At 66.4% G+C, this 21674-nt stretch carries 19 protein-coding genes; 15 read left to right on the forward strand and 4 right to left on the reverse strand.

The annotated features are described in order from the left end of the window. Positions 1-114 precede the first annotated feature (114 nt). The 10 genes from ABZ827_RS02520 (at position 115) to thpD (ending at position 10073) form a co-directional block, all read left to right on the forward strand. The gene (locus tag ABZ827_RS02520; RefSeq protein ID WP_357231727.1) at positions 115-1656 is read left to right on the forward strand and encodes an NAD(P)/FAD-dependent oxidoreductase; all 1542 of its coding nucleotides are present in this window, start codon (positions 115-117) and stop codon (positions 1654-1656) included. A gap of 48 nt (positions 1657-1704) precedes the next feature. Then, entirely contained in the window at positions 1705-3078 is a 1374-nt protein-coding gene (locus ABZ827_RS02525) for an FAD-dependent oxidoreductase (protein ID WP_357231730.1), read from the forward strand. Positions 3079-3265: 187 nt separating this feature from the next. Next, the gene (locus tag ABZ827_RS02530; protein WP_357231733.1) at positions 3266-4321 is read left to right on the forward strand and encodes a protein phosphatase 2C domain-containing protein; all 1056 of its coding nucleotides are present in this window, start codon (positions 3266-3268) and stop codon (positions 4319-4321) included. Positions 4322-4533: 212 nt separating this feature from the next. After that, a complete protein-coding gene (locus tag ABZ827_RS02535) occupies positions 4534-4839 on the forward strand; it encodes a hypothetical protein (RefSeq protein WP_357231736.1) in 306 nt (101 codons plus the stop codon). Positions 4840-4999: 160 nt separating this feature from the next. Then, the gene (locus tag ABZ827_RS02540) at positions 5000-5710 is read left to right on the forward strand and encodes a response regulator transcription factor (protein WP_357231739.1); all 711 of its coding nucleotides are present in this window, start codon (positions 5000-5002) and stop codon (positions 5708-5710) included. A 3-nt stretch (positions 5711-5713) separates the two neighbouring features. Further along, on the forward strand, positions 5714-6802 hold the full coding sequence (locus tag ABZ827_RS02545) for a HAMP domain-containing sensor histidine kinase (protein WP_357231742.1): 1089 nt from the start codon (positions 5714-5716) through the stop codon (positions 6800-6802). Positions 6803-6880: 78 nt separating this feature from the next. Then, on the forward strand, positions 6881-7519 hold the full coding sequence (gene ectA / locus ABZ827_RS02550) for a diaminobutyrate acetyltransferase (protein ID WP_357231745.1): 639 nt from the start codon (positions 6881-6883) through the stop codon (positions 7517-7519). Continuing rightward, positions 7516-8775, forward strand: a complete 1260-nt coding sequence (ectB, locus tag ABZ827_RS02555) for a diaminobutyrate--2-oxoglutarate transaminase (RefSeq protein WP_357231748.1) — start codon at positions 7516-7518, stop codon at positions 8773-8775. Before ectA ends, ectB begins: the two co-directional genes overlap by 4 nt. A gap of 14 nt (positions 8776-8789) precedes the next feature. After that, entirely contained in the window at positions 8790-9185 is a 396-nt protein-coding gene (locus ABZ827_RS02560; protein WP_357231751.1) for an ectoine synthase, read from the forward strand. Positions 9186-9203: 18 nt separating this feature from the next. Next, complete coding sequence (thpD, locus tag ABZ827_RS02565) at positions 9204-10073, forward strand: ectoine hydroxylase (protein WP_357231755.1); 870 nt, start codon at positions 9204-9206, stop codon at positions 10071-10073. A gap of 68 nt (positions 10074-10141) precedes the next feature. Here the strand turns inward: thpD and erm are convergent, their stop codons facing one another. The 4 genes from erm to ABZ827_RS02585 all read right to left on the reverse strand — a co-directional run bounded on the left by erm (position 10142) and on the right by ABZ827_RS02585 (position 16461). Then, complete coding sequence (erm, locus tag ABZ827_RS02570; protein WP_357231758.1) at positions 10142-10963, reverse strand: 23S ribosomal RNA methyltransferase Erm; 822 nt, start codon at positions 10961-10963, stop codon at positions 10142-10144. A gap of 444 nt (positions 10964-11407) precedes the next feature. Then, positions 11408-12946 carry an MFS transporter gene (locus ABZ827_RS02575; RefSeq protein ID WP_357231761.1) on the reverse strand — a complete coding sequence of 513 codons (1539 nt, stop codon included), beginning with the start codon at positions 12944-12946 and terminating at the stop codon, positions 11408-11410. 155 nt (positions 12947-13101) lie between these two features. After that, entirely contained in the window at positions 13102-14754 is a 1653-nt protein-coding gene (locus ABZ827_RS02580; protein ID WP_357231764.1) for a hypothetical protein, read from the reverse strand. 402 nt (positions 14755-15156) lie between these two features. Next, entirely contained in the window at positions 15157-16461 is a 1305-nt protein-coding gene (locus ABZ827_RS02585) for a helix-turn-helix domain-containing protein (RefSeq protein WP_357231767.1), read from the reverse strand. Between the two features lie 230 nt (positions 16462-16691). Between ABZ827_RS02585 and ABZ827_RS02590 the strand changes: the two genes are divergently transcribed. The 5 genes from ABZ827_RS02590 to ABZ827_RS02610 all read left to right on the forward strand — a co-directional run bounded on the left by ABZ827_RS02590 (position 16692) and on the right by ABZ827_RS02610 (position 21620). Next, positions 16692-17450 (forward strand): ABC transporter ATP-binding protein, encoded by a 759-nt coding sequence (locus ABZ827_RS02590; protein ID WP_357231770.1) that lies wholly within the window; start codon positions 16692-16694, stop codon positions 17448-17450. A 112-nt stretch (positions 17451-17562) separates the two neighbouring features. Continuing rightward, positions 17563-18288, forward strand: coding sequence for an ABC transporter ATP-binding protein (locus tag ABZ827_RS02595; protein WP_357231773.1), 726 nt, complete (start codon positions 17563-17565; stop codon positions 18286-18288). Then, on the forward strand, positions 18285-19172 hold the full coding sequence (locus ABZ827_RS02600) for a branched-chain amino acid ABC transporter permease (protein WP_357231776.1): 888 nt from the start codon (positions 18285-18287) through the stop codon (positions 19170-19172). The genes ABZ827_RS02595 and ABZ827_RS02600 overlap by 4 nt, the downstream gene beginning before the upstream one ends. A gap of 155 nt (positions 19173-19327) precedes the next feature. After that, on the forward strand, positions 19328-20377 hold the full coding sequence (locus tag ABZ827_RS02605; RefSeq protein WP_357231779.1) for a branched-chain amino acid ABC transporter permease: 1050 nt from the start codon (positions 19328-19330) through the stop codon (positions 20375-20377). After that, positions 20367-21620: an ABC transporter substrate-binding protein gene (locus ABZ827_RS02610; RefSeq protein WP_357231782.1), complete on the forward strand. Its 1254-nt coding sequence runs from the start codon at positions 20367-20369 to the stop codon at positions 21618-21620. Before ABZ827_RS02605 ends, ABZ827_RS02610 begins: the two co-directional genes overlap by 11 nt. Positions 21621-21674 lie beyond the last annotated feature (54 nt).

A 21674-nucleotide genomic window follows, 5' to 3' on the forward strand; every position in this document is an offset into this window, starting at 1 on the left:
GTGGTGGCGCAGTATGCGGGTGAGGCTCCGCGGGAGTATCAAGTACTGTGGGTTACATATAAAGGTATCTGTCATGATCGACGACGACCCGGGCACGAACAGACGAGGAACGCAATGACGCGGCATATCGACGTACTGATCATCGGAGCCGGGCTGTCCGGTATCGACGTGGCCTGTCATCTCGAGAAGGAGAAGACGGGACGCAGCTACGCGATCCTGGAACGGCGGTCGGCCATCGGCGGGACCTGGGACCTGTTCCGGTACCCCGGGATCCGGTCCGACTCCGATATGTACTCCTTCGGCTACGGCTTCCGCCCCTGGCGCGGTACGAAAATGCTCGCCGACGGTGCCGGCATCCGCCGCTATATCGAGGAAACCGCCGACGAGTACGGGGTCACCCCGCATATCCGGTTCGGGCGGCGGGTCGTCTCGGCGAGCTGGTCCGGTCAGGAGAATCAGTGGACCGTCCGCGCGATCGACGAAGCGACCGGCGCCGAGGAACTCTGGACCAGTAACTTCCTGGTCGGATGCACCGGGTACTACGACTACGACAACGGTCACCGTCCGTCCTTCCCGGGGGAGGAGAACTTCACCGGGCAGATCGTGCACCCACAGCACTGGCCCGAAGATCTGGATTACCGCGGGAAGAAAGTCGTGGTGATCGGCAGCGGTGCCACCGCCATCACCCTCGTGCCCTCGATGGTCGGCGACGCCGCCCATGTGACGATGGTGCAGCGTTCACCCACCTATATCGCCTCGATCCCGGCGGAAGATCCGGTTGCCGTCGGGCTGACGAAGGTCAAATCCCCGGCCGGACTCACCTACCAGGTCGGCCGCGCGCGCAATATCGCGGTCCAGCAGGCGAGCTATCAGCTGTCGCGTAAACAACCGGCCCTGGCCCGGAAACTGTTCCTGAACTGGGTGCGGATGGCGGTCGGCACCGCGGTCGAGATGCGGCATTTCAGCCCGAATTACGCACCGTGGGATCAGCGGCTGTGCGTGGTGCCGGACGGTGATCTGTTCAAGGCGCTGCGGCGTGGTCAGGCATCCATCGTCACCGATACCATCGACACCTTCACCGAAACCGGTATCCGCGTCAGCTCCGGGGAGGAGATCGAGGCCGATATCGTCGTCACCGCGACCGGGCTGACCATTCAGATCCTGGGCGGCGCCACACTCGACGTGGACGGGGAGCCGGTCGTGACCCGGGACCGCGTCATGTACAAGGGGTCGCTGCTCGACGGTGTGCCGAACGCGTTGATGGTTCTCGGCTACACCAACGCCTCCTGGACCCTGAAGGCCGACCTGGCCGCGGAGTACTTCTGCCGGGTGCTGAACCGGATGCGGGATCACGGATACACGCGGTTCGCGGTCGCCGCACGGGACAGTGATCGCTCCGAGGTCTCGGTAATGGGTGGTGCGCTCAGTTCGGGCTATATCCAGCGCGGCGACGCGGTGATGCCGCGGCAGGGTACCGGTGGCCCCTGGAAGGTGGTCAACAGTTACTTCCGGGACCGTTCCTACCTGCGCAGAAGCCCGATCGAGGATGGAATCTTGACCTTCACCGACCGGGCGGGCGAGCAGACCACCGGTTCCCGGCGGCCGGGGCGCACCGGCGTGAGCCGCCTGCCACTGATCGGCTCCCGTTCGGCCTGAGCGGACAGCCTCGACCCGGTACCGCCGACTGCTGAGTACTTTGAACGTATGACCGAGCGGTTGGTGATCGTCGGTGGCGATGCGACGGGTATGTCGGCGGCTTCGCAGGCACGCCGCTACCGGGCCGCGGACGACCTGGAGATCGTGGTGTTCGAGCGAGGTCATTTCACCTCGTATTCGGCCTGCGGTATCCCCTATTGGGTCGGTGGGCACGTCCGGGATCGGGATGAGCTGATCGCGCGGACGCCGGCGGAGCATCGCTCCCGGCAGATCGACGTCCGGTTGCGCTGCGAGGTCGTCGAACTCGATATCCCCGGATCCCGGATCCGTTCCCGGGATCTGGCGACCGGCGCCGAAACCTGGACCGATTACGACGAACTCGTTCTCGCCACCGGCGCCCGTCCGATCCGGCCGGCGCTACCCGGAATCGACGCACCGGGCGTGCACGGGGTACAGACCCTGGACGACGGCGAGTCCCTGATCGCGACATTGGCCGCCACCACCGGCCGCCGTGCGGTGGTGGTCGGTGCGGGCTATATCGGGGTCGAGATGGCGGAGGCGTTGATCCGCCGGGGTTTCGACGTCACCATCGTGCACCGGGGAACCGAGCCGATGTCGACCCTGGACCCCGATATGGGCGCGCTCGTGCGCGCGGCGCTGGGCGGGCTGGACGTCACCGTGGCCGGCGACAGCGAGGTCTCCGAGATCCGGACCGGCGGCGACGGCCGGGTCCGCGCTGTGGTGGCCGGTGACCGGGAGTATCCGGCCGATGTGGTGGTACTCGGAATCGGGGTCGCCCCGGAGACCGAACTGGCTCGTGCGGCCGGATTGCGGCTCGGCGGACACGGTGGGCTGCTGACCGATTCGGCCATGCGCGTGCTCGGCCACGACAACATCTGGGCCGGGGGCGATTGTGTGGAGGTGCTGGATCTGGTCTCCGGTATGCGCCGCCATATCGCGCTCGGCACCCACGCCAACAAGCACGGTCAGATCATCGGCGCCAATATCGGCGGCGGTTACGCGACCTTTCCCGGCGTGGTCGGCACCGCGGTGAGCAAGGTATGTGATCTGGAAGTCGCCCGAACCGGATTGCGCGAGAAGGACGCCCGGCTGGCGGGTCTGCAATACGTCACCGCGACGATCGAATCCACCAGTCGCGCCGGGTATTACCCGGATGCGGCGCCGATGACGGTGAAAATGCTGGCCGAACGGCTCACCGGGCGGCTGCTGGGAGTGCAGATCGTGGGCCGGGAGGGCGCGGGTAAACGGGTGGATATCGCGGCGGTCGCGCTCACCGCGGGGATGACGGTGGACCGGATGACCACACTCGATCTCGGCTATGCGCCGCCCTTCTCGCCGGTCTGGGATCCGGTGCTGGTGGCAGCGCGCAAAGCGGTCCGGGCAGTAGGGGAGCGCGGATGAACTCGCCCGCCCGGCGACCGCGTACTATCGTCGATCGTCAGTACGGATCGGGTCGAATGAAGGGGGGCGGTGTGCGGACTCGCGGTACCCGGGTCGGGGTGCACCGGAAACTACTCGGGAATGTGGCAGCTGGATGAATCCGGATCCGAACGCCGGGCGGACGGAGTCCGCTGACATTCTCGATGCGGTGACCGAACCCATGCCGGCGGTCAAGGACACGATAGACACTCGGCGCCGGGCCGCGGCCGCGGAGCGGACCGTCCCACGCCAGCTGGTCACACCCGGTATCCATCGCGTGGCCTTACCGGACGACGGTCTCGCCGAGGTGGTGTGCGTGCACTGCGGCACCCAGGGCCGGGGCCCGCGCTGCCCGTCCTGTGATCAGCCGCATCGTGTCCAGGACCGATTCGAAGCCGATCTCGGGGTGGCGGGCCTGGTCACCGATCGCGGAATCCTGCACGCGCGCAACGAGGACGCGGTGGCCGCCGCGGTGGTTCCCGACGACAGTGGGCAACCGCAGACCATTGTGCTGGTGGTGTGCGACGGTGTCTCGTCCTCGCCGGATCCTCAGGCGGCCTCCGGATCCGCTGTCCGGACCGGAGTCGATGCCTGCCTGGCGGCACTGGCCGGCGATCGTACGGCCGAAGAGGCAACCGCCGCGGGAATGGCGGCCGCGTCGGAGGCGGTGCGCAATCTGGTGGGGCCGGACGGGGACGCGCCGTCGTGCACCTATGTATCGGCGATCGTGCGCTCCGAGCCGGACGGCCGTATCTCGGTTACCGTGTCGAATATCGGCGACAGTCGCGCCTACTGGCTGGCGTCCGGGGATACTCCCGCCGAACTGCCGGCCCGCCCCGGATACCCCGGGCACCTGACCGGGCCGCAGAAACTCACCGTGGACGACTCCTGGGCGCAGACGCTCATCGAGGCCGGCGCGATGGACGAACAGACCGCTATGGCCGATCCACGCGCCCATACCCTGATGCGCTGGCTGGGCGCCGATGCCGGGCAGCAGCCCTGGTCCGGTGACAGTATCCGCACCTATTTCGTAGAGGGGCCGGGTGCGCTCCTGTTGTGCACCGACGGGTTGTGGAACTACCTGCCGGGGCCGGTGGACCTGGCCCGGCGGGTGCTCGGTGTCCCTACCGCCGAAGGCGCCAGATCACTCGTCGACTACGCGGTCGTCTGTGGTGGCAGCGATAACATCACGGTGGCCCTGGCCCCGATATCCGGCGGCCGGTGACCCGTCGCCCGATTCGGGCGAACCGCGGGCAACCGTAGGCGTGATCATCCGTTCGCTTCGGTCGGATCGGGTCGTGCGTGCCTGACACCCGGACATCTGTATGTCCGCTGTGTTTGCAAAAGTGCGAAGCCGGGTACAAGTTCCGAAAGCCGGTGTGACCACCGAGGGTCATGCGGGTGAGGACGCACGCACCTACCGCAAGGAGGTTCGTCATGAAGGGTGGCCTGTCCGCCGCTCCCGGAACAACCATGGTCACCACGAATCACGAGGTCATCCGCCAGTGGGCACAGCGGCGCGGTGCGAACCCGGCGACCACGCCCGGCAGCCAGTACGACGGTGAGGTCGGGGTCCTGCGCCTGGACTTCCCGCACTACGGCGGCGCGGTACTCCAGCCGGTCAGCTGGGCCGACTGGTTCGCGACGTTCGACGCACGCAAACTGAGCTTCCGGTACCAGGAACTTCGCGCAGACGGTACCCCGAGCAATTTCTTCCGCCTGGAGCATACGCGCGATATCTGACAGTGAGGTATTTCACTGCGGGGGTTTACTTCGCGGACGTTGCGGCTACCCGTATAACCGGAAGGTTGCTCGAGTAAACTGAGTAGCGGGCTGTCGCGTCGGTTTGGGGATGCGAAACCCGCGTCGCGGCACGCCACGTGCGTCTGCAAGGGATTGAATATTGAGCGCGAACCTGATGATCGTGGAAGACGACGACCGGGTCCGGGGCGCATTGCGCCTGGCCATGGAGGACGAGGGCTACGACGTCGCGGAGGCCGAGGAAGCCGAGGCCGCGCTCACCCATCTGCGAACCATCGGCGTGCCCGATGTCATGATCGTCGATCTGATGCTCGGCGGTATGGACGGATTCACCTGTATCCGGGAGATCCGTCGTGATCACGATGTCCCGATCATCGTGGTCAGCGCTCGCGACGATACCCACGACGTGGTGGCCGCGCTGGAGGCCGGCGCCGATGATTTCGTGACAAAGCCTTTCGAGGTCAAAGAGATCACGGCACGGATGCGCGCACTGCGCCGCCGTGCCCGGCTGTCCGTGGAACGCGAGGCGCCGATCGAGGTCGTTCTGGACGCCGATCCCGTCGAACCGCTGATCCTGTCCCCGGACGGCGGAGCGGTCCGCCGTGGCGACGAGGAAATCAATCTCACCATCACCGAATTCCGGCTGCTGTGCGAGCTGGCCGATGCACCGGGCCGGGTGCTGAGCCGCGATGTGCTGCTCGAGCGGGTCTGGGACCGGGGTTTCTTCGGCGACGAACGAATCGTGGATGTGCATATGCGCCGGTTGCGCACCAAAATCGAGCGAGATCCCTCCGATCCGCAGATCGTGGTCACCGTCCGCGGTCTCGGGTACCGGCTGGACGTGCAGCGCTGAGCGATGATCAACGTAGCGAGTACGGCCCGGGTCGCGCGCGATCCGGGACCCTGGAGCCTGCGCAGCCGGGTGACGACCGCGTTCGCGGCGTCCTCCGGCCTGATGGCGCTGGTTCTGGTGCTGGCGGTATTCGCCGTGGTCGGTGATGAGAACCGTACTTTCGGCGAACGGCTGCATCATCGACCGGCGCTGCTGGCGAGTTGCGCCTTCGTGGCGGCGCTGGTCGGTGCGACGGTGGGGGTCTGGGTCAGCCGGCGGATGCTCAAACCGCTGCGGGACGTCGCCGAGGCGGCCGCACTCATCGCCGAGGGCGAACTCGATACCCGACTGCCGGACAGCAACGACCAGGACCTGTCCAGCACCGTCGCATCGTTCAATCGAATGGTCGATTCGCTGCAGCGCCGGATCGAGCGGGAACATCGGCTCTTCGGTGATGTGAGTCACGAACTTCGCACCCCGTTGACCACGCTGACCACGGCGGTGGGTGTACTGGAGCGCCATCGCGAGGATCTCCCCGCACGGTCGCGTCAGGCGCTGGACCTGGTGACCGCCGAGGTGGAGCATTTGCGCCGTCTGCTCGACGATCTGCTCGCTCTGGCGCGTGTGGAGGCGGGTATGCATCACGGGGATGCCGACCCGGTTTCGGTGGCTGACCTGCTCGTCCACACGTTGCGGGACAGTCATCGGCCTGCCGAACTGCTCACAGTCGCCGACGAGGTCACCGTGCTGGGCCGTAAACTGGAACTCGAGCGCGCCGTTGTGAACCTGCTGAAGAACGCTGACCGGCACGGCGGGGGAGCTGTCGCTGTAACAGTCCGCCGAGACGGTGCGGAGGCGGTGATCGAGGTGGACGATGCCGGCCCCGGTGTCGCGTCCACCGACCGCGACCGAATTTTCGAACGTTTCGCGACCTCACGTGCGGGCCGGCGTTCCACCACCGGTGGAACGGGTATCGGTCTCGCGCTGGTCGCCGAAACCGTGGCCACTCATCACGGCCGGGTCGAATGCACGGAACGTCCCGGTGGGGGCGCCCGTTTCGTGATCCGGCTTCCTGTTATCGATCGAGAGGGGCGTCACAAGCTCGTAACGTAATCGTAAAGAACTCGACCAGGCCACCTCAAAGTTCATTCGTAAGCCTGGGAAAGTACTGCAAGCAGACATCGGAGTTGTATGTCTTTACAAACTGAGTCCACGCAGACCGCCGGTTCGACCGGCGCGCAGACCGCCGGTTCCACCGGCACCGGCTCGACCTCTTCGTCCGCCGCGACCGATGCGGAGCCCGCCAGTACCGGCGTGACTCTGCGCGCGCCGCGGATCACGGACGCCGCGCGGTTGTGGCAGATCGCCGACGAGTCGCAGGTCTTGGACGTCAATTCGAGTTATTCGTATCTTCTGTGGTGCCGAGATTTCGCCGCCACATCGGTGGTCGCCGAGAGCGACGGCCGTGTCGTCGGCTTCGTCACCGGCTATTTGAGACCCGAGGCGCCCGGAACCCTGTTCGTATGGCAGGTCGCCGTGGACGCCGACCAGCGTGGCCGCGGTACCGGGGTCGCCATGCTGGATTGGCTGGTCGCCACCGTCACCGCCCCCGACCATCCGGTCGGCGGTGCCGTGGACGCGCTGGAGACCACCGTATCCCCCGATAACCCCGCCTCGATTGCCATGTTCGCCTCGCTGGCCCGTCGCCGCGGCGCCGAAATGGTGCGCAGCGAACTGTTCGAACCCGATGTGTTCCCGGACAGTCACGCCGCCGAGGACCTCTACACCATCTCCCCGATCGCCCGTGAGAACGAAAGGGTTCACACATGATTACCCCTGAAACGACGATCTTCGACGACCTGGAATCGAATGTCCGCGGATACTGCCGCTCCTGGCCGACGGTGTTCGAGACCGCCCAGGGGACCTGGCTCCGCGACGAGAACGGCCGGGATTTCCTCGATTTCTTCGCCGGTGCGGGCGCACTGAACTACGGCCACAACCATCCGCTGCTGAAGTCGGCGTTGATCGATTACATCGCAGGTGACGGCATCACCCACGGCCTGGATATGTCCACGGTCGCCAAGCGCAAGCTACTGGAAACCGTGCGCGACACCCTGCTGGCGCCGCGTGGCCTGGATTACAAGGTGCAGTTCCCCGGCCCGACCGGCGCCAACGCGGTGGAAGCGGCCCTGAAGCTGGCCCGCAAGATCACCGGCCGCCAGACCATCCTCAGCTTCACCAACGCGTTCCACGGTATGACGCTGGGGGCGCTGTCGGTGACCGGTAACGCCATGAAGCGGGCCGGTGCCGGTGTGCCGCTCAACCATGCGACGCCGATGCCCTACGACGGCTACTTCGACGGCACCACCGCGGATTTCCAGTGGATGGAGCGGGTGCTCGACGATTCCTCGTCCGGGCTGGACCGTCCGGCCGCCGTGATCGTGGAAACGGTGCAGGGTGAAGGCGGGGTGAACCTCGCGCGGGCCGAATGGCTGCGGCATCTGGCCAGCCTGTGCTCGGCGCGCGGGATCCTGCTCATCGTCGACGATGTCCAGATGGGTTGCGGGCGCACCGGTCCGTTCTTCTCCTTCGAAACGGCCGGGATCACCCCCGATATCGTGACCCTGTCCAAGTCGATCGGTGGTTACGGCCTGCCGATGGCGCTGGTGTTGTTCAAGCCGGAGCACGATGTGTGGTCACCGGGCGAACACAACGGCACCTTCCGTGGTAACAATCCGTCTTTCGTGACGGCGCAGGTGGCGCTCGAGCACTTCTGGTCCGATGATGTTCTGGAGAAGTCCACCGTCGCCAAGGGTAAGCGGGTGGCCACGGCGCTGAACGATATCGCCGTGGCCGTACCGGGAATAACCACTCGGGGCCGCGGCCTGGTGCACGGCCTGGTCTTCGACGACGCCTCCCAGGCCAACAAGGTCTGCCGGGTCGCGTTCGAACGTGGCCTGCTCGCCGAGACCTCGGGAGCATCGGACGAAGTTGTCAAACTGTTGCCGCCGCTCACCGTCACCGACGACGAACTCGACCACGGTCTTCGCATCCTGAGCGATTCCGTCCAAACTGTCTGCAGCTGAAAGGAAATACCAGAATGATCGTGCGCACCACCGAAGAGATCACCGGCACCGACCGCGATATCGTTGCCGATGGGTGGCGGAGCAAGCGAATCGTGCTGGGCGGTGATCTGGTCGGGTTCTCGTTCCACGAGACCACCATCGATGCCGGCACCACCCACGTCTTCCACTACCAGAACCACGTGGAAGCGGTCTGGTTGGTCGAGGGTGAAGGCACCCTCACCGATCTGGACAACGACCGCACCTACCCACTCGCCCCGGGCAGCATGTACCTGCTGAACGGGCACGAGAAGCACCAGGTGCAGGCGCGGACACGGATGCGCATGCTGTGCGTGTTCAACCCTCCGGTCGTGGGACAGGAGGTTCACGACGAGAACGGCGTTTATCCGTTGATCGCCGTTCCGACCACCTGAGAGGAAGGACGAACGACGTTGGTAGACAATCGGATCGATCGCTATCCGACCAGAACCGCTGAGCGCGCGCCGCAGCAGGAGCGGCACGACGCTACTGTGTGGGGTCGGATCGGCAACGCGGAGCTGGCTGCGTTCGATGCCGACGGTTACGCAATTCTGGAGCGCTTGCTCAGCCCCGAGGAGGTGGCCGAGTTCGCCACCGAGATCGACCGGCTGGCAAGCGCTCCGGAACTGCGGGGTGACGACCGGCTCATCGTGGAGAAATCGTCGCAGCAGGTGCGCTCGGTATTCGATGTGCACCGGCTGAGCCCGGCGGTTGCGGAGTTGGTGGGCGAATCACGGGTGGTAGACCTGGCCCGGCAGGTTCTGGGATCGGATGTGTACATCCACCAGAGCCGGGTCAACTATCTGCCCGGGTTCGGCACGGGTTTCTACTGGCATTCCGATTTCGAGACCTGGCACGCGGAGGACGGTATGCCCGCGCCACGGGCGGTGAGTCTGTCGATCGCGTTGACGGACAACTACCCGTACAACGGCAGTCTGATGCTGATGCCCGGCTCACACTGGTCGTTTGTGCCCTGCCAGGGCGAAACGCCGGCGGATAATTATCGGGAGTCCCTGCGTGAGCAGGAAATCGGGGTACCGGGCAAATCCGATATCACCGAAATGGCCCATAAATACGGGATAGAGCAGTTCACCGGCCCGGCCGGTTCGGCGCTGCTGTTCGATTCGAACATCATGCACGCGTCGGCGAACAACATCACGCCGTTCCCGCGGTCGAATATCTTCCTGGTGTTCAACAGTGTGGAGAACACTTTGGAGGAACCGTTCGCCGCACCGGCGCGGCGGCCGGAATATATCGCCGCCCGCGAGTACACGCCGGTGTAGGCGGGACAGTCGCCCAGGGCGACGGGGACGAATCCATCGTGGGTTCGTCCCCGTCGTCGTATCCGGGGTCAGCGTCGTCGCCGGGGCTTCCTGCGCGCGGTCTGTGCCGGCCCGCTGGGGGAGGCAGAATCGTGCAGACGGTGGTACAACGTGATCCAGGCCTCGGGCGCGACCAGCCCCACCGGGAGGCCGGTCGCGATACCGGCCGCCACGCAGGCCGCGCCTACCGCCCGGGCGGAGTGGACCCGCCGCAGGGAGGCGGCGAGTGATCCGCCGAGTCCCGAGAAACCCAGTTCCACCATGCGCCGATAATCGGCGCGGGCACCAGCCGGAAGCAATGGGACCGGGCGGCGGACGATACGCAATACCGCGCCGTCGACGCGGGGCACCGGGAAGAATTCGTGACGGCCGACCCGTTCACCCAGAGCCGGTACCGAATCCGGCCAGTGGGTGATGGTCAACTTTGTCCAGCGTCCGTAATCGCCGCTGTGCTTACGGGCGAATTCGTATTGGGTGAGCAGTGTGGCCGCGGTGAGCCGCGGAGCGGCCAGGCACCAGCGCAGAATATCCGTACTCGCCGCGAAGGGGATATTGGCGACGACGGCGAATGGGTCCGCCGGTGGCTCGACGATACGAAAATCCTTACATACGATACTGATTCGGTCGTCGCCGGAATACCGGGCGGCGAGCCTGCGGGCATAGCGCGGGTCTTTTTCATAGGCCACCACCCGCTCGGCGCGATGCAGGAGATGGTGGGTGAGCATGCCGTCGCCCGGGCCTATCTCGAGGACGAGATCGTCTCGGCCGATCCCGGCGGCCGCCACGATGCGGCGGGCCGTCGCGGGTTCGGTCAGGAAGTTCTGGGACAACAACTTTCGTGTCGCGGACACGCCGGAACGACGTGTGCTGGAGCGGGACATGGGGTCCTCCGGAGGAAGCGGGCCGAATCGAGGTGCACTGATTCGCCCGGACCCATGCCGGGGCTTGTGAGCGGCGCCGGAGCGCCGAGTGATCGCGATGTGATACCGGCTGGATGAGCCGGTATCACGCACGGCCGGGAAGTCCCGTTTCGGGGACGAACCGTCCGGTCAGCGGAGTGTGGAGGGCGCCGGCAGAGTCCGAGCTGCCGTGCGCAGGCGGATGTAATGCGCGACGCCCGCGCACGCTCCGCTGGAGCACAAAGTTCCCATGGCGGCCACTCTAGGGCGGGCCCCGAGACTCCGTCCAAGGGTTTACGGCCTCGCATGAGCCCGGCATTCGCGGGACAGCCCGTCATGGCGGGGACAACGCCGATCACCGGTCCAGGACCGGCGGACAACGCTGTGCGGTGGGGTTCAGCAGGCCCCGGCCGGCTCGCGACCCGGATCGCCGCGCTGCTCGTCCGTCACCAGTTCGGCGAACGTGGCAGCGAGATCGGTACCGGGTTCGACCGTCATCTGCTCATCGGCGCCGCGAGCCGGGGTGTCATCGTCCGCTGTGGTGCTCGGATTCGTCGCGGGTGGTTCGGTCGAGCCCGCGCGGTAGCTGCGGCTGAGATTGCGATAGTGCTTGCTGCCGAGCGCGTATCCGGTGAACAACAGGCCGAGGACGCCGAGCAGTACGAACACCAGGGCCATACCCCGGGCTTCGCCGGTACCGAACCAGCCGCCGATCCACCGGGCGCCCGAACCGTCGGACATGAACGGAATGAAGAAGAACTGCGCGAGCGGACTGATCAGGAACGCGGTGAGTGGAGAGGCCGCCTGTTCGACGCTCTGCGCGAAGCCGAAGACCCGGCCCTGGCGCTGGTACGGCACCACCTTCTGCAACACGGTCTGTTCCGCCGCTTCCGCGAACGGCATGAGCACCATGAACACGGCCATTCCGCCCACCAGTAACAACACCGAATCCCGCATCGGGAAAATCAGCATCACGGCCCACAGCGCCAGATTGATCAGCAGGATCAGCCGTACCGGGTTCGACGAAGTGCCGGCCCTGGCCACGAGCAGACCGCCGGCGATCATCACCCCGCTCAGCCCGCCCCAGATGATGCCCCAGGCCTGTACCGACATCATCGACAAGGCGTACGGGTCCATGAGCGCCATCAGCCCACCGAAAAGCAGATTGTTCAGCGCGGAGAACGCGATGAGCGGGATCATCCCCGGGATACCGCGCACGATGCGGACCGTCCCGCGCAGGTCGATGCGTTTGGATTCTCCCTCGGCGGCAGCACGGGCCAGCGCCTCCGGCAGCGCGAGGGGCTGTAGGTGCAGGACGGCTCCGGTGAGAACGACAACAGCCATCACCAGCACACCCAGCATCCCGTTCCAGCCCACGAGCAGTGCGCTGGCGACCGAGGTCGCCAATTGCGATATCCCGGTCGTTGTGCCGACCAGACCGTTGGCCCGGTCCCGGACGTGCGCGTCGAACATCGCGGTGACCACGGTCGGCAGGGCGATCGTGCGCAGGCCACCGGCGATCACACCGGCCATCAGCAGCACGATGAGAACCCACAGACGTACGCTCGCCGGATCCCGCCATTCCGCTGCGGGGGTGATCAGGTAGAACGTCAGCGCGACCGCGTAGATCGCCAGGGAGATGAGTGCGGACGCCTGCATCACCGCCTTCTTGCGGTGGTGGTCGACGATACTGCCGAACCACACTCCCGTTCCGGCCATGGCGACCAGGAAGATCCCGGCGATCATGCCGGTCGCGAACACGGAGTGGGTCTGCAGGTAGACGAAGAACGTGATGGCGAACCAGATGGTGAAGTTGATGAACGATACGAGCAGGACGTTCAGCAGCAATTGCGCGAAGGTCCGGACCGTGGGGTCGGCGAGGTCGAGGCGGGGAGGCGCCTCGGCAGCGGTGCGGTTCGGGGCTTCCATACTCATGAACTCAACAACCTCGACAATGGTTTAGGTCAAGGGCTGACCTGGCGGGTGCATCACCATCTCGGACCGGTGCGGCACCCGAAATTCATCGGAACACCGCTATCCTCACCGTGACCCGCCTCGGTTTCCACCGGTTTTCCCGCTGTAACCGTGGGTCAGCGTTGTGCTCCGGTAAGGGATTCGCCGGCCGGCGCACGCGTGGCAGTGGCGATCACCTCTTCGGCGACGGCCTGGGTGCGCCACATTCGCGCCTCGGCGACGACGCCACGATGCTCGAGCAGGATCGACAGATCCGCCATGGCCGCGATCAGCCGGCGCCCGGCGGCGGCGCGCAACCACCGTTCCGCGGCCTCGGGTTCGTCCCGGCGCATATGCAATAGGCCCAGTTCGTAGGCGGCGCCCAGGTGCCCGGCGCGGGCGGCCCGCGTCCACAGCAGATAGGCCCGATCATCGTCGCCCTGGGCAGCTGCGATCGCGCCGAGTGTGTGCAGGCGGTCGGCGTCGAGTTCGTCCGCCGGTTGCGTTTCGTTCCCGGGCGGAACCGGAGCGAGTGAATCGTCGGCGAGGGTGTCGACCAGGGAGTGATCGCTGCCGCTCGGTACGAGCACCGGCGTTGTCTCGAGTCCGCAGAGTAGCGGGGTGGCGTCCGGGCCGGGGTCGGATGCGGTGCCTGCGGTACGGGGCGGTTCCGGGCCGTAGTCCGTGAGCGCCGTATCGCGAACGACCGGAACCAGACCCGTCATTTCCGGGTTCTCCACCCATGCGTGCCGCCCGGTCCGGGGGTATGTCTCCGGATCGGCGCCGGCCGGGAATTCGTGCATCACAACCGGTGCGGCGAGCGGATCGTCGTAACCGGAGAAATCGCCATCGGCCCCGTCGGGCGGCACCATCGTGCCGGGGAGCTCGAGATCGTCCGGTCCGGCACCGCCGTCCGGTGTGGGCAGGACGATATCGGCGAAACTGCAGGGGTAGCCCTGTATTTCGACTTCGTCGGCGGCCGGCTCGTAGTGCGCTGCCCACGGGTCCGGACTGTCGTCGTCCGCTTCCGTCGCGGGTGGGTCGACGCGCAGGTATCGATGAGGGGCGGCGTCCGGGGCCGGGGCTGCCGGGATGGACACGGCCGGAACGGACCCGGACATGAAGAGCTGTGGATGCGGATCCAGCGACGTACTCCGGACCTCCACCACGAGATCGGCGAAATGGGGCGGTCCCTCGCCCATACTGCACCACAACACGGTGCGGCCGGTCTCCGTCCGTTCGACCACGATGCCGTAATTACCCGACCACGATTGGGGTTCGCCTGCGGAATTCGTCCAGACCGGCGTCAGCGCGAACAGGGCGCCCGGCGCGTTCGCGGCCAGATCGAAAGTGATACCGCGCTCCAGTGCGTCACGCCAGATATCGACGCCGGCCACGTGCCGGTGGTCGAGGTCGATATAGCCGTCGACCACCGACAGGCCGATACCGACACTGCCCAGCCCGGCGGGCGGGGTGGCCGAGAGCAGTGTCATGGTCAGCGCCGACGCGGGGGTCGGCAGCTGTTCGCTGTACATCGGATAGACCATCGCGCCGTCGAAGTCGATCGGGTCGGCGCTGAGATAGCGGGCGGCCAGGGTGGGCCGCCGAGATATGCGATCCGGGTCGTGTCCGGGCGCGGAATTCTCCCGGGTACTGGTCGTCAGCAACGATGTGGCATAGTGCCGTCCGCCCCGGAGGTACCTGGGTAGCTGACCGGCCCCCGCCGCCGGTTCGGGCCTATCGGCCTGCGACGGAATGAATCCGGTCACCGACGATACCGGATCGTGCATATCCTGCCCCGCCTTTCCCACCGCTCCGACTCACCCCGCAGCAATGCGGTGGCTATACCGTACTAGTCGGATCCACCGCGCGGGGGCAGATTCCGCGGGTGGTCATACGTTCGACGGTGGCGATATCGCGTTCCAGCGTCCGGAAGAGCGGGTGTAGCGCTGACAGGCCCATCACAGGATTTATCTGTAACTTACGGTTACAGATAAATTCGAGAACGTTCGAGAATGCGCCGATCGGACGGCGCTCTTCGTAACCGTACACCAGGGCATCGCAGCGAACACTGCTGAGTCCGGGGTCGGAGTGCCCTGCCGATCGGTAACGCTCGCCGATGGACGTCGCGGTGCCATCCGGGGGCAGACCCCGGGCTGCCGGGCCGCGACCCCGGTGACGCACGCTGAAGTTCAGCGGCCGTGACGTTCGGCGCGCGGGATATGCCGGAGTTCGATGGCGACCAGCAGTTCTACAAGATCGGTCACCGTGCGGATATTGCGTCCGGTGAGTTGCTGGATCCGGCGTAATCGATACTTCGCGGTGTTGTGGTGGATACGCAGCGCATCGGCCGCCTCGCGCAGATTCATATCGGCGGCGACGAACGCCCGGATGGTGTCGGCGAGGACCGCGCCCTTGGCCTGATCCTCGGTGAGGGCGCGGGCGATTCGCGGGTCGACGAGATTGCGCACGGTATCGTCCGAGCTCAGCACCAGGTAGCGGAACGGGGTGAGCTTCGGGAGGGCCATGATTCCACCGCTGTCGGGGAGGAGATCCAGCGCCGAACGGGCCTCGTGCCAGCCGCGCGGAATCTGCTCGATCCCGGCGATCACCGTGCTGACGCCGAGGGCCGGGGTGATTCCTTCCGCTACGAGAGCGTCGCGGGTGCGCTGCAGTCGCGCGCACAGCTCCTCGATGCTGCCACGTCCCAGCCCGGCGACGGCGACGACAACGGAATCGCGGACGACCGCCAGCGTGCGGTGCCCGTTGACACCGGTACGCGCCAGCGCGGCCGAAACGATATGCGGGGCTTCGGTATCGGAACGCACGGCCGAGCCGCGCCCATGGGAGTTCAGGACCTCCGCCGCGATGACGACCAGGCGTTCGTCGTGTGCGGTGCCGATCCCGTGCGCGGCCGCGGCGGCCGGAAGCGGTCCTCGCTCCGGGAGTGTGCCACCGAGCAGGGATTCGATCAGATCGCGGCCGTCCCGGCCGGCTTCGGCGGCCTGATACTGCTGGAACTCCAGGTAGGCGTGGGTCGCCTGGCTGCTGATCAGATCGCAGTATCGGGTCAGCGGTAGCACCATGGACAGCGTCGCCTCCCGGGCGGCCGGTGAATCGCCGGCGTGGGAGACCAGCGTCTTCCAGAACGCCTGCTGGCCCAGCCGGAACGCGGTGATGTAATCGGTGAGCGGGAGCCCCGATTGGGCCCGCCGGACCGCTGCCCGGCGGGTGTAGGCGAGATCCGCGGCGGTGACCCGCCGCTTGTCGAGTAGCGCGCCGAGGCCTGTGCGGCACAACCGGGCGACCTGGTCGTGTACATCGGCGCGGAACTCGCCGTCGCGGTCGGCATATCCCGGGACCTGGGCGATTATCGCACTGCTGCCTCGCTCGGCGATCTCGTCGGCGCGGTCGTAGATGGTGCCGACGATCCGGGTGCGCGCGAGCTGCACCGGTTCGGGAAGCGACGCGGCGACCGTATGTGATCCAGCTGACATATTCGGATGGTCCACGGCCCCGATGTGAATGTCAACATTCTCCGGGGAATGTATCAAATTATGCGCAGCTCGGTTGTCCGTTGCGGACAAAGCCGTGCCCGATAATTGGGACGCAAAGGCTGATGTGTTTCATTCTGGCCGCTCTTACGCTGGCCTGACCCATAGCCGGTCCGGCGGACTGTGCGCTGCCCCACAGGATTTCGACCGCGACCACGCGACCCGGAGGACCCATGCTCGAGATATCCGGCCTGACCGTTCGATTCGGCGGTATCACGGCCCTCGACGATGTCGGATTCGCGGTGGCGACCGGCGAGATGGTCGGTCTCATCGGCCCTAACGGAGCGGGGAAGACAACTCTGTTCAACTGCCTCACCAGGCGATCCGCACCGACGGCCGGCACCCTGCGCTACCTCGGTACGGATCTGTCCACCGTACGGCCGGACCTCATGGCCCGGCTGGGCATTGCCCGGACCTTCCAGAACCTCGGCCTGTTCACCCGTATGTCCGTGCGGGACAACGTACTGGTCGGTGCCCATCACCGTGCGCGGGCTGGTTTCCTGGGGTCGGGCCTGTTCCTGCCGCCGGTCCGCGCCGAGGAACGCCGGCTGCGCGCCCAGGTCGACGGTCTGCTCGAACGTCTCGACCTGACCGATGTCGCCGACCACCTCGCCGCCGGTCTGCCGTTCGGCACGCTCAAACGGATCGAATTGGCCCGGGCACTGGCGTCCGGACCCCGGCTGCTGCTGCTGGACGAGCCGGTCAACGGGCTCAGTCACGGAGAGGTCGACGAGTTCGCCGGACTTCTCGCGGGCCTGCGCCTCGATTTCGATCTGACCGTTGTCGTGGTCGAACACCATATGGGGTTCGTCATGGGCATCTGCGATCGCGTCGTATGCCTCGAATTCGGCCGTGTCATCGCCGACGGCGTGCCCGAAGAGGTGCAGCGGGACCCCGCCGTCATCGAGGCCTACCTGGGAACCGCGGCATGAACCGCCGACCCCGCCGCGCGGCATCGGACGACCGGCAGCACGACCGTAAAGACCTGTGTCACAGGGAAGTACGGCACGTCTGGCTACACCCTGCCCCCCGAGAGGACAGTGAATGAGCAACGAGCCCTTCCTGAGCGTTACCGGTCTCACCGCCGGGTACGGTGCCGGCGAGGTACTGCACGGTATCGATTTCTCCGTCGCCGCCGGGGAGGTGTGCGCGGTGCTCGGACCCAACGGTGCCGGTAAGACGACCCTGCTGCGTGCGCTCAGCGGCATGATCCGGGTGGGTGGGTCGGTGCGGCTGGCCGGGATCGAAATCGCCGGGCGGGCATCGGAAAAGATCGCCCGGATGGGGGTCGCGCATGTCCCCGAGGGCCGCGGAACCTTCGCGCCGCTGACCGTCGAGGAGAACCTCCGCCTCGGCGCGTACTCCCGCCGAGCTCGCGGCAGTATCGAGGCCGATCTGCGCCGGGTGTACGACTATTTCCCGATCCTGCGCGAGAAACTGCGCGAAACGGCCGGTCAGTTGTCCGGCGGCCAGCAGCAGATGCTGGCACTCGGCCGGGCCCTCATGTCGCGGCCCCGGCTCCTGCTCCTGGACGAACCGTCACTCGGGCTCGCACCGCTGGTGACCCAGGAACTCTTCCGCATTGTGCAGACCATCAACAAAGAGGAACGCACCACAGTGATCGTCGTCGAGCAGAACGCGCATCTGGCGCTGCGCGCAGCGCAGCAGGCCCATGTACTGGAAAGCGGGCAGATCGTCCTGTCCGGGACCGCGGCCGATATCGCCGCCGATGAGCAGGTCGCGCAGTCCTACCTCGGATACCGGGTGTGATCGTGACCGGATTCGCGCAGCAGATCATCGAAGGCCTGAGTGCCGGGGCCCTCTACGCCGGGCTGGCCCTCGCCCTGGTTCTCATCTATCGGTTCACCGGGATCGTCAACTTCGCCCAGGGGGAGCTGGCCATGTTCTCGGCGTTCCTGGCCTGGCAGCTGGTCCAGAGCGGAACACCGTTCTGGCTGGCACTCCCGGTTACCATCGCCATTTCCTTCGCCGGCGGCATGCTGATCGAACGGATCGTGATCCGGCCGGTCGAAGGCGCTCCCGAGCTCACCCTGGTGATCGTGACGGTGGGGTTGTTCTTCTTCGTCAATGCCGCGGCCGGCTGGATCTGGTCGTATCAGCTGAAATCCTTCCCGAACCCCTTCCCGGAGGGCGCGCTGCGGGTGGGCGGCGTCACGGCCGGGTACGGAAACCTCGGCATTCTCGCGGTGGTCGCGGTGGTGATGGCGCTGCTGTACCTGCTCTTCCGTTACACCAGAACGGGTTTGGCGATGCGCGCGGTGGCCGCGAATCCGCAGTCGGCGCGGCTGGTGGGAATCGGTGTGGGCGGTGTCCTCGCGCTCGGCTGGGGGCTGGCCGCCGCCGTCGGCGCGGTATCCGGGGTCCTGTCGGCGCCGCTGCTGTTCCTGGAACCCAACATGATGGGCGGGGTCCTCATCTATGCCTTCGCCGCCGCCACCCTCGGCGGCTTCGACAGCCCCGGTGGAGCGGTGGCCGGGGGCCTCATCGTCGGTGTCGCGGAAACCCTGGCCGGCGCTTATCTCGACTTCATCGGCACCGAACTCAAAATCGGCGTGCCACTGGTGATCATCCTCGGCGTGCTACTGGTTCGCCCACAGGGCCTGTTCGGCACCCCCGTGGTGGAGCGGGTATGAGCGGGTCAGGCCCGGAGGCGGCAGCGGAGCGTAACCACGTAGGGCCCTCGTCCATACCCCATAGATCGGGTATGAGCGGGTCAGGCCCGGAGGCGGCAGCGGAGCGTAACCACGTAGGGCCCCCGTCCATACCCCATAGATACAGCAGGAGCGATATGGGAATCCCGAATACCACGGTGGCGCCGGAGCACGGGCTGCCCGTATCCGAGACGGCACGCTCACGGAGCCGGACCCGCCGGCTCAACTGGTCGTGGCTCGTGGTGGTCATCCTGCTCGTCGTGGCCTGCTGGGCGCCGTTCGAACTGGCGCCCTTCCGCACCTTCCAGCTGGCGCTGGCCATGATCTACGCGGTCGCGTTGCTGGGGTTGAACCTGCTGGTGGGTCATACCGGGCAGATATCGCTCGGGCACGGCGCGTTCTTCGCGGTCGGGGCCTACACCACGGCAATCATGATGGACCGCTGGGATACACCGTATCCGGTGACCCTGCCGGCCGCGGCGGCAGTCGCATTCGTTCTCGGGCTGGGTCTGGGTATTCCGGCGCTCCGGCTGCGGGGACTGTATCTGGCGCTCGTCACCCTCGCCATCGCGATATTCCTGGTGCCGCTGCTCAAACGCTTCGAATCGGTGACCGGCGGATCGATGGGGCTGACGCTGGACAAACCGGAGCCACCCGCATGGAGCGGGCTGGCCGAGGACCAGTGGCTGTACTTCCTGGCACTCGTGGTCACCGCGGTGAGCTATCTGCTGGTCGCCGGAATACTGCGATCCCGGGTAGGTCGCGCGCTACACGCTGTGCGGGACAACGAGACAGCCGCCGAGGTGACCGGGGTACGGCCCGCGTTCTACAAGACGCTGGCATTCGCCTGGGGCGCCATGTTCGCCGGCGTCGCGGGCTGCGTCTACATCTGGGTGATCGGTTACGTCTCACCGGATTCCTTCACCCTCACCCTGTCCGTCACCCTGCTGGCCGGACTGGTCGTCGGGGGCCTCGGCGGACAGTGGGGACCGCTGCTGGGCGGCCTGTTCGTCATGTACGTGCCGAGTTTCGCCCAGGACATCAACCAGGCCGCACCGGGAGTCATCTTCGGGCTCCTGATCATCGCGGTCATGTACCTAGCGCCGAATGGATTGGCCGGACTCGTCGGCCGGGCGGCGCACTGGCTCGGACACCGAGCCCGGAAAGGAAGAACCGATGCGCACTAGAGCGATACAGGCGGTGATCGCGGCCGCCGCTGTCGTACTCGTCGTCGGCGGCTGCGGGGGCCGCGACGAGGCGGACGACGCGGTCGCCTCCGGCGACTGCCAAGGTCAGCAGACGACAGGGCTCACCGACACCAGTATGAAACTGGGCGGGATATTCCCTCTGTCCGGTCCGGCCTCCGCCTACGCCGAACTCCCGAAAGGGATGCAGGCCTATTTCGAGTATGTCAACAACGAACAGGGCGGTATCGACGGCCGCAAGGTCGAGTACCTGCTGCGCGACGACGGCTACCAACCCCCGAAAACCGTGGAGGAGACACGCCGGCTGGTCGAACAGGACCAGGTGTTCGCTCTCCTGTCCACCCTCGGCACTCCTACCTCGGCGGCGGTCTGGGACTACGTGAACCAGCGCGAGGTACCGCAGATCTTCGTCGCCGGCGGCGCCACCCAGTGGGGGATCGGCGACGGGCATCCGTGGACCATCGGATGGCAGCCCAGCTACCACTCCGAGGGTCAGGTGTTCGCGCGGTACGTCAAGGAACAGAAACCCGATGCCACCGTCGCCGTCCTCTATCAGAACGACGATTTCGGCAAGGATCTGCTGGCCAGTTTCACCGAGGCCACCGCGGGCAGCGGTGTGCGGGTGATCGCCGAACAGAGTTACGAGGTCACCGATCCCACGGTCGACCCCCAGCTGCGCAATCTGGCGAACTCGAAAGCCGATGTGCTGCTGAACTTCGCGACCCCGAAGTTCGCGGCCCAGACGTTGGCGGCCGACGCACGCAATCCCGAATGGAATCCGCTGCACATCCTGTCCCAGGTCTCCAGCACCATGAGCGTATTGGCGCCGGTCGGCTTCCCGAATGTGCAGAACGTCGTCACCTCGGTCTTCGTGAAGGATCCGGCCGACCCGCAGTGGACCGACGATCCCGGAATGAAGCTCTACCGCGACAAGGTCGCCCAGTACGTACCCGGCGCCGATCCGGCCGACGGATACACACTCGTCGGCTGGGCCATGGCACAGAGCTTCCACAAGACGTTCGACGCGGCGACCTGCAAGACGCGAGAAGGTCTGCGCGACGCGATGCGGTCGCTCGACAACGTCGAGATCGATCTGCTGCTGCCCGGAATCACCCTGCAGACCGGTGAAGGCGACGGCTACCCCATGGAAGCCATGCAGATCCAGCGGTTCGAAGGCGAACGCTGGGTGCTCGCCGGGGATCTCGTCGACACCTCCGGCCGGTGACCGAACCCCGAACCCCGAACCACGTCCGCGGCGCAAACCGGTGCCGGCGGCTGC

Source organism: Nocardia sp. NPDC019395 (genome assembly GCF_040632335.1).
In the GTDB taxonomy this organism is placed as follows: Bacteria; Actinomycetota; Actinomycetes; order Mycobacteriales; family Mycobacteriaceae; genus Nocardia.

Coding starts and splice junctions, on each gene's coding strand:
- ectB (WP_357231748.1), top strand. CDS start 7,516: ATGATTACCCCTGAAACGACGATCTTCGACGACCTGGAATCGAATGTC.
- ABZ827_RS02575 (WP_357231761.1), bottom strand. CDS start 12,946: ATGAGTATGGAAGCCCCGAACCGCACCGCTGCCGAGGCGCCTCCCCGC.
- ABZ827_RS02595 (WP_357231773.1), top strand. CDS start 17,563: ATGAGCAACGAGCCCTTCCTGAGCGTTACCGGTCTCACCGCCGGGTAC.
- ABZ827_RS02585 (WP_357231767.1), bottom strand. CDS start 16,461: ATGTCAGCTGGATCACATACGGTCGCCGCGTCGCTTCCCGAACCGGTG.
- ABZ827_RS02545 (WP_357231742.1), top strand. CDS start 5,714: ATGATCAACGTAGCGAGTACGGCCCGGGTCGCGCGCGATCCGGGACCC.
- ABZ827_RS02605 (WP_357231779.1), top strand. CDS start 19,328: ATGGGAATCCCGAATACCACGGTGGCGCCGGAGCACGGGCTGCCCGTA.
- ectA (WP_357231745.1), top strand. CDS start 6,881: ATGTCTTTACAAACTGAGTCCACGCAGACCGCCGGTTCGACCGGCGCG.
- ABZ827_RS02535 (WP_357231736.1), top strand. CDS start 4,534: ATGAAGGGTGGCCTGTCCGCCGCTCCCGGAACAACCATGGTCACCACG.
- ABZ827_RS02580 (WP_357231764.1), bottom strand. CDS start 14,754: ATGCACGATCCGGTATCGTCGGTGACCGGATTCATTCCGTCGCAGGCC.
- ABZ827_RS02525 (WP_357231730.1), top strand. CDS start 1,705: ATGACCGAGCGGTTGGTGATCGTCGGTGGCGATGCGACGGGTATGTCG.
- ABZ827_RS02560 (WP_357231751.1), top strand. CDS start 8,790: ATGATCGTGCGCACCACCGAAGAGATCACCGGCACCGACCGCGATATC.
- ABZ827_RS02520 (WP_357231727.1), top strand. CDS start 115: ATGACGCGGCATATCGACGTACTGATCATCGGAGCCGGGCTGTCCGGT.
- ABZ827_RS02610 (WP_357231782.1), top strand. CDS start 20,367: ATGCGCACTAGAGCGATACAGGCGGTGATCGCGGCCGCCGCTGTCGTA.
- ABZ827_RS02590 (WP_357231770.1), top strand. CDS start 16,692: ATGCTCGAGATATCCGGCCTGACCGTTCGATTCGGCGGTATCACGGCC.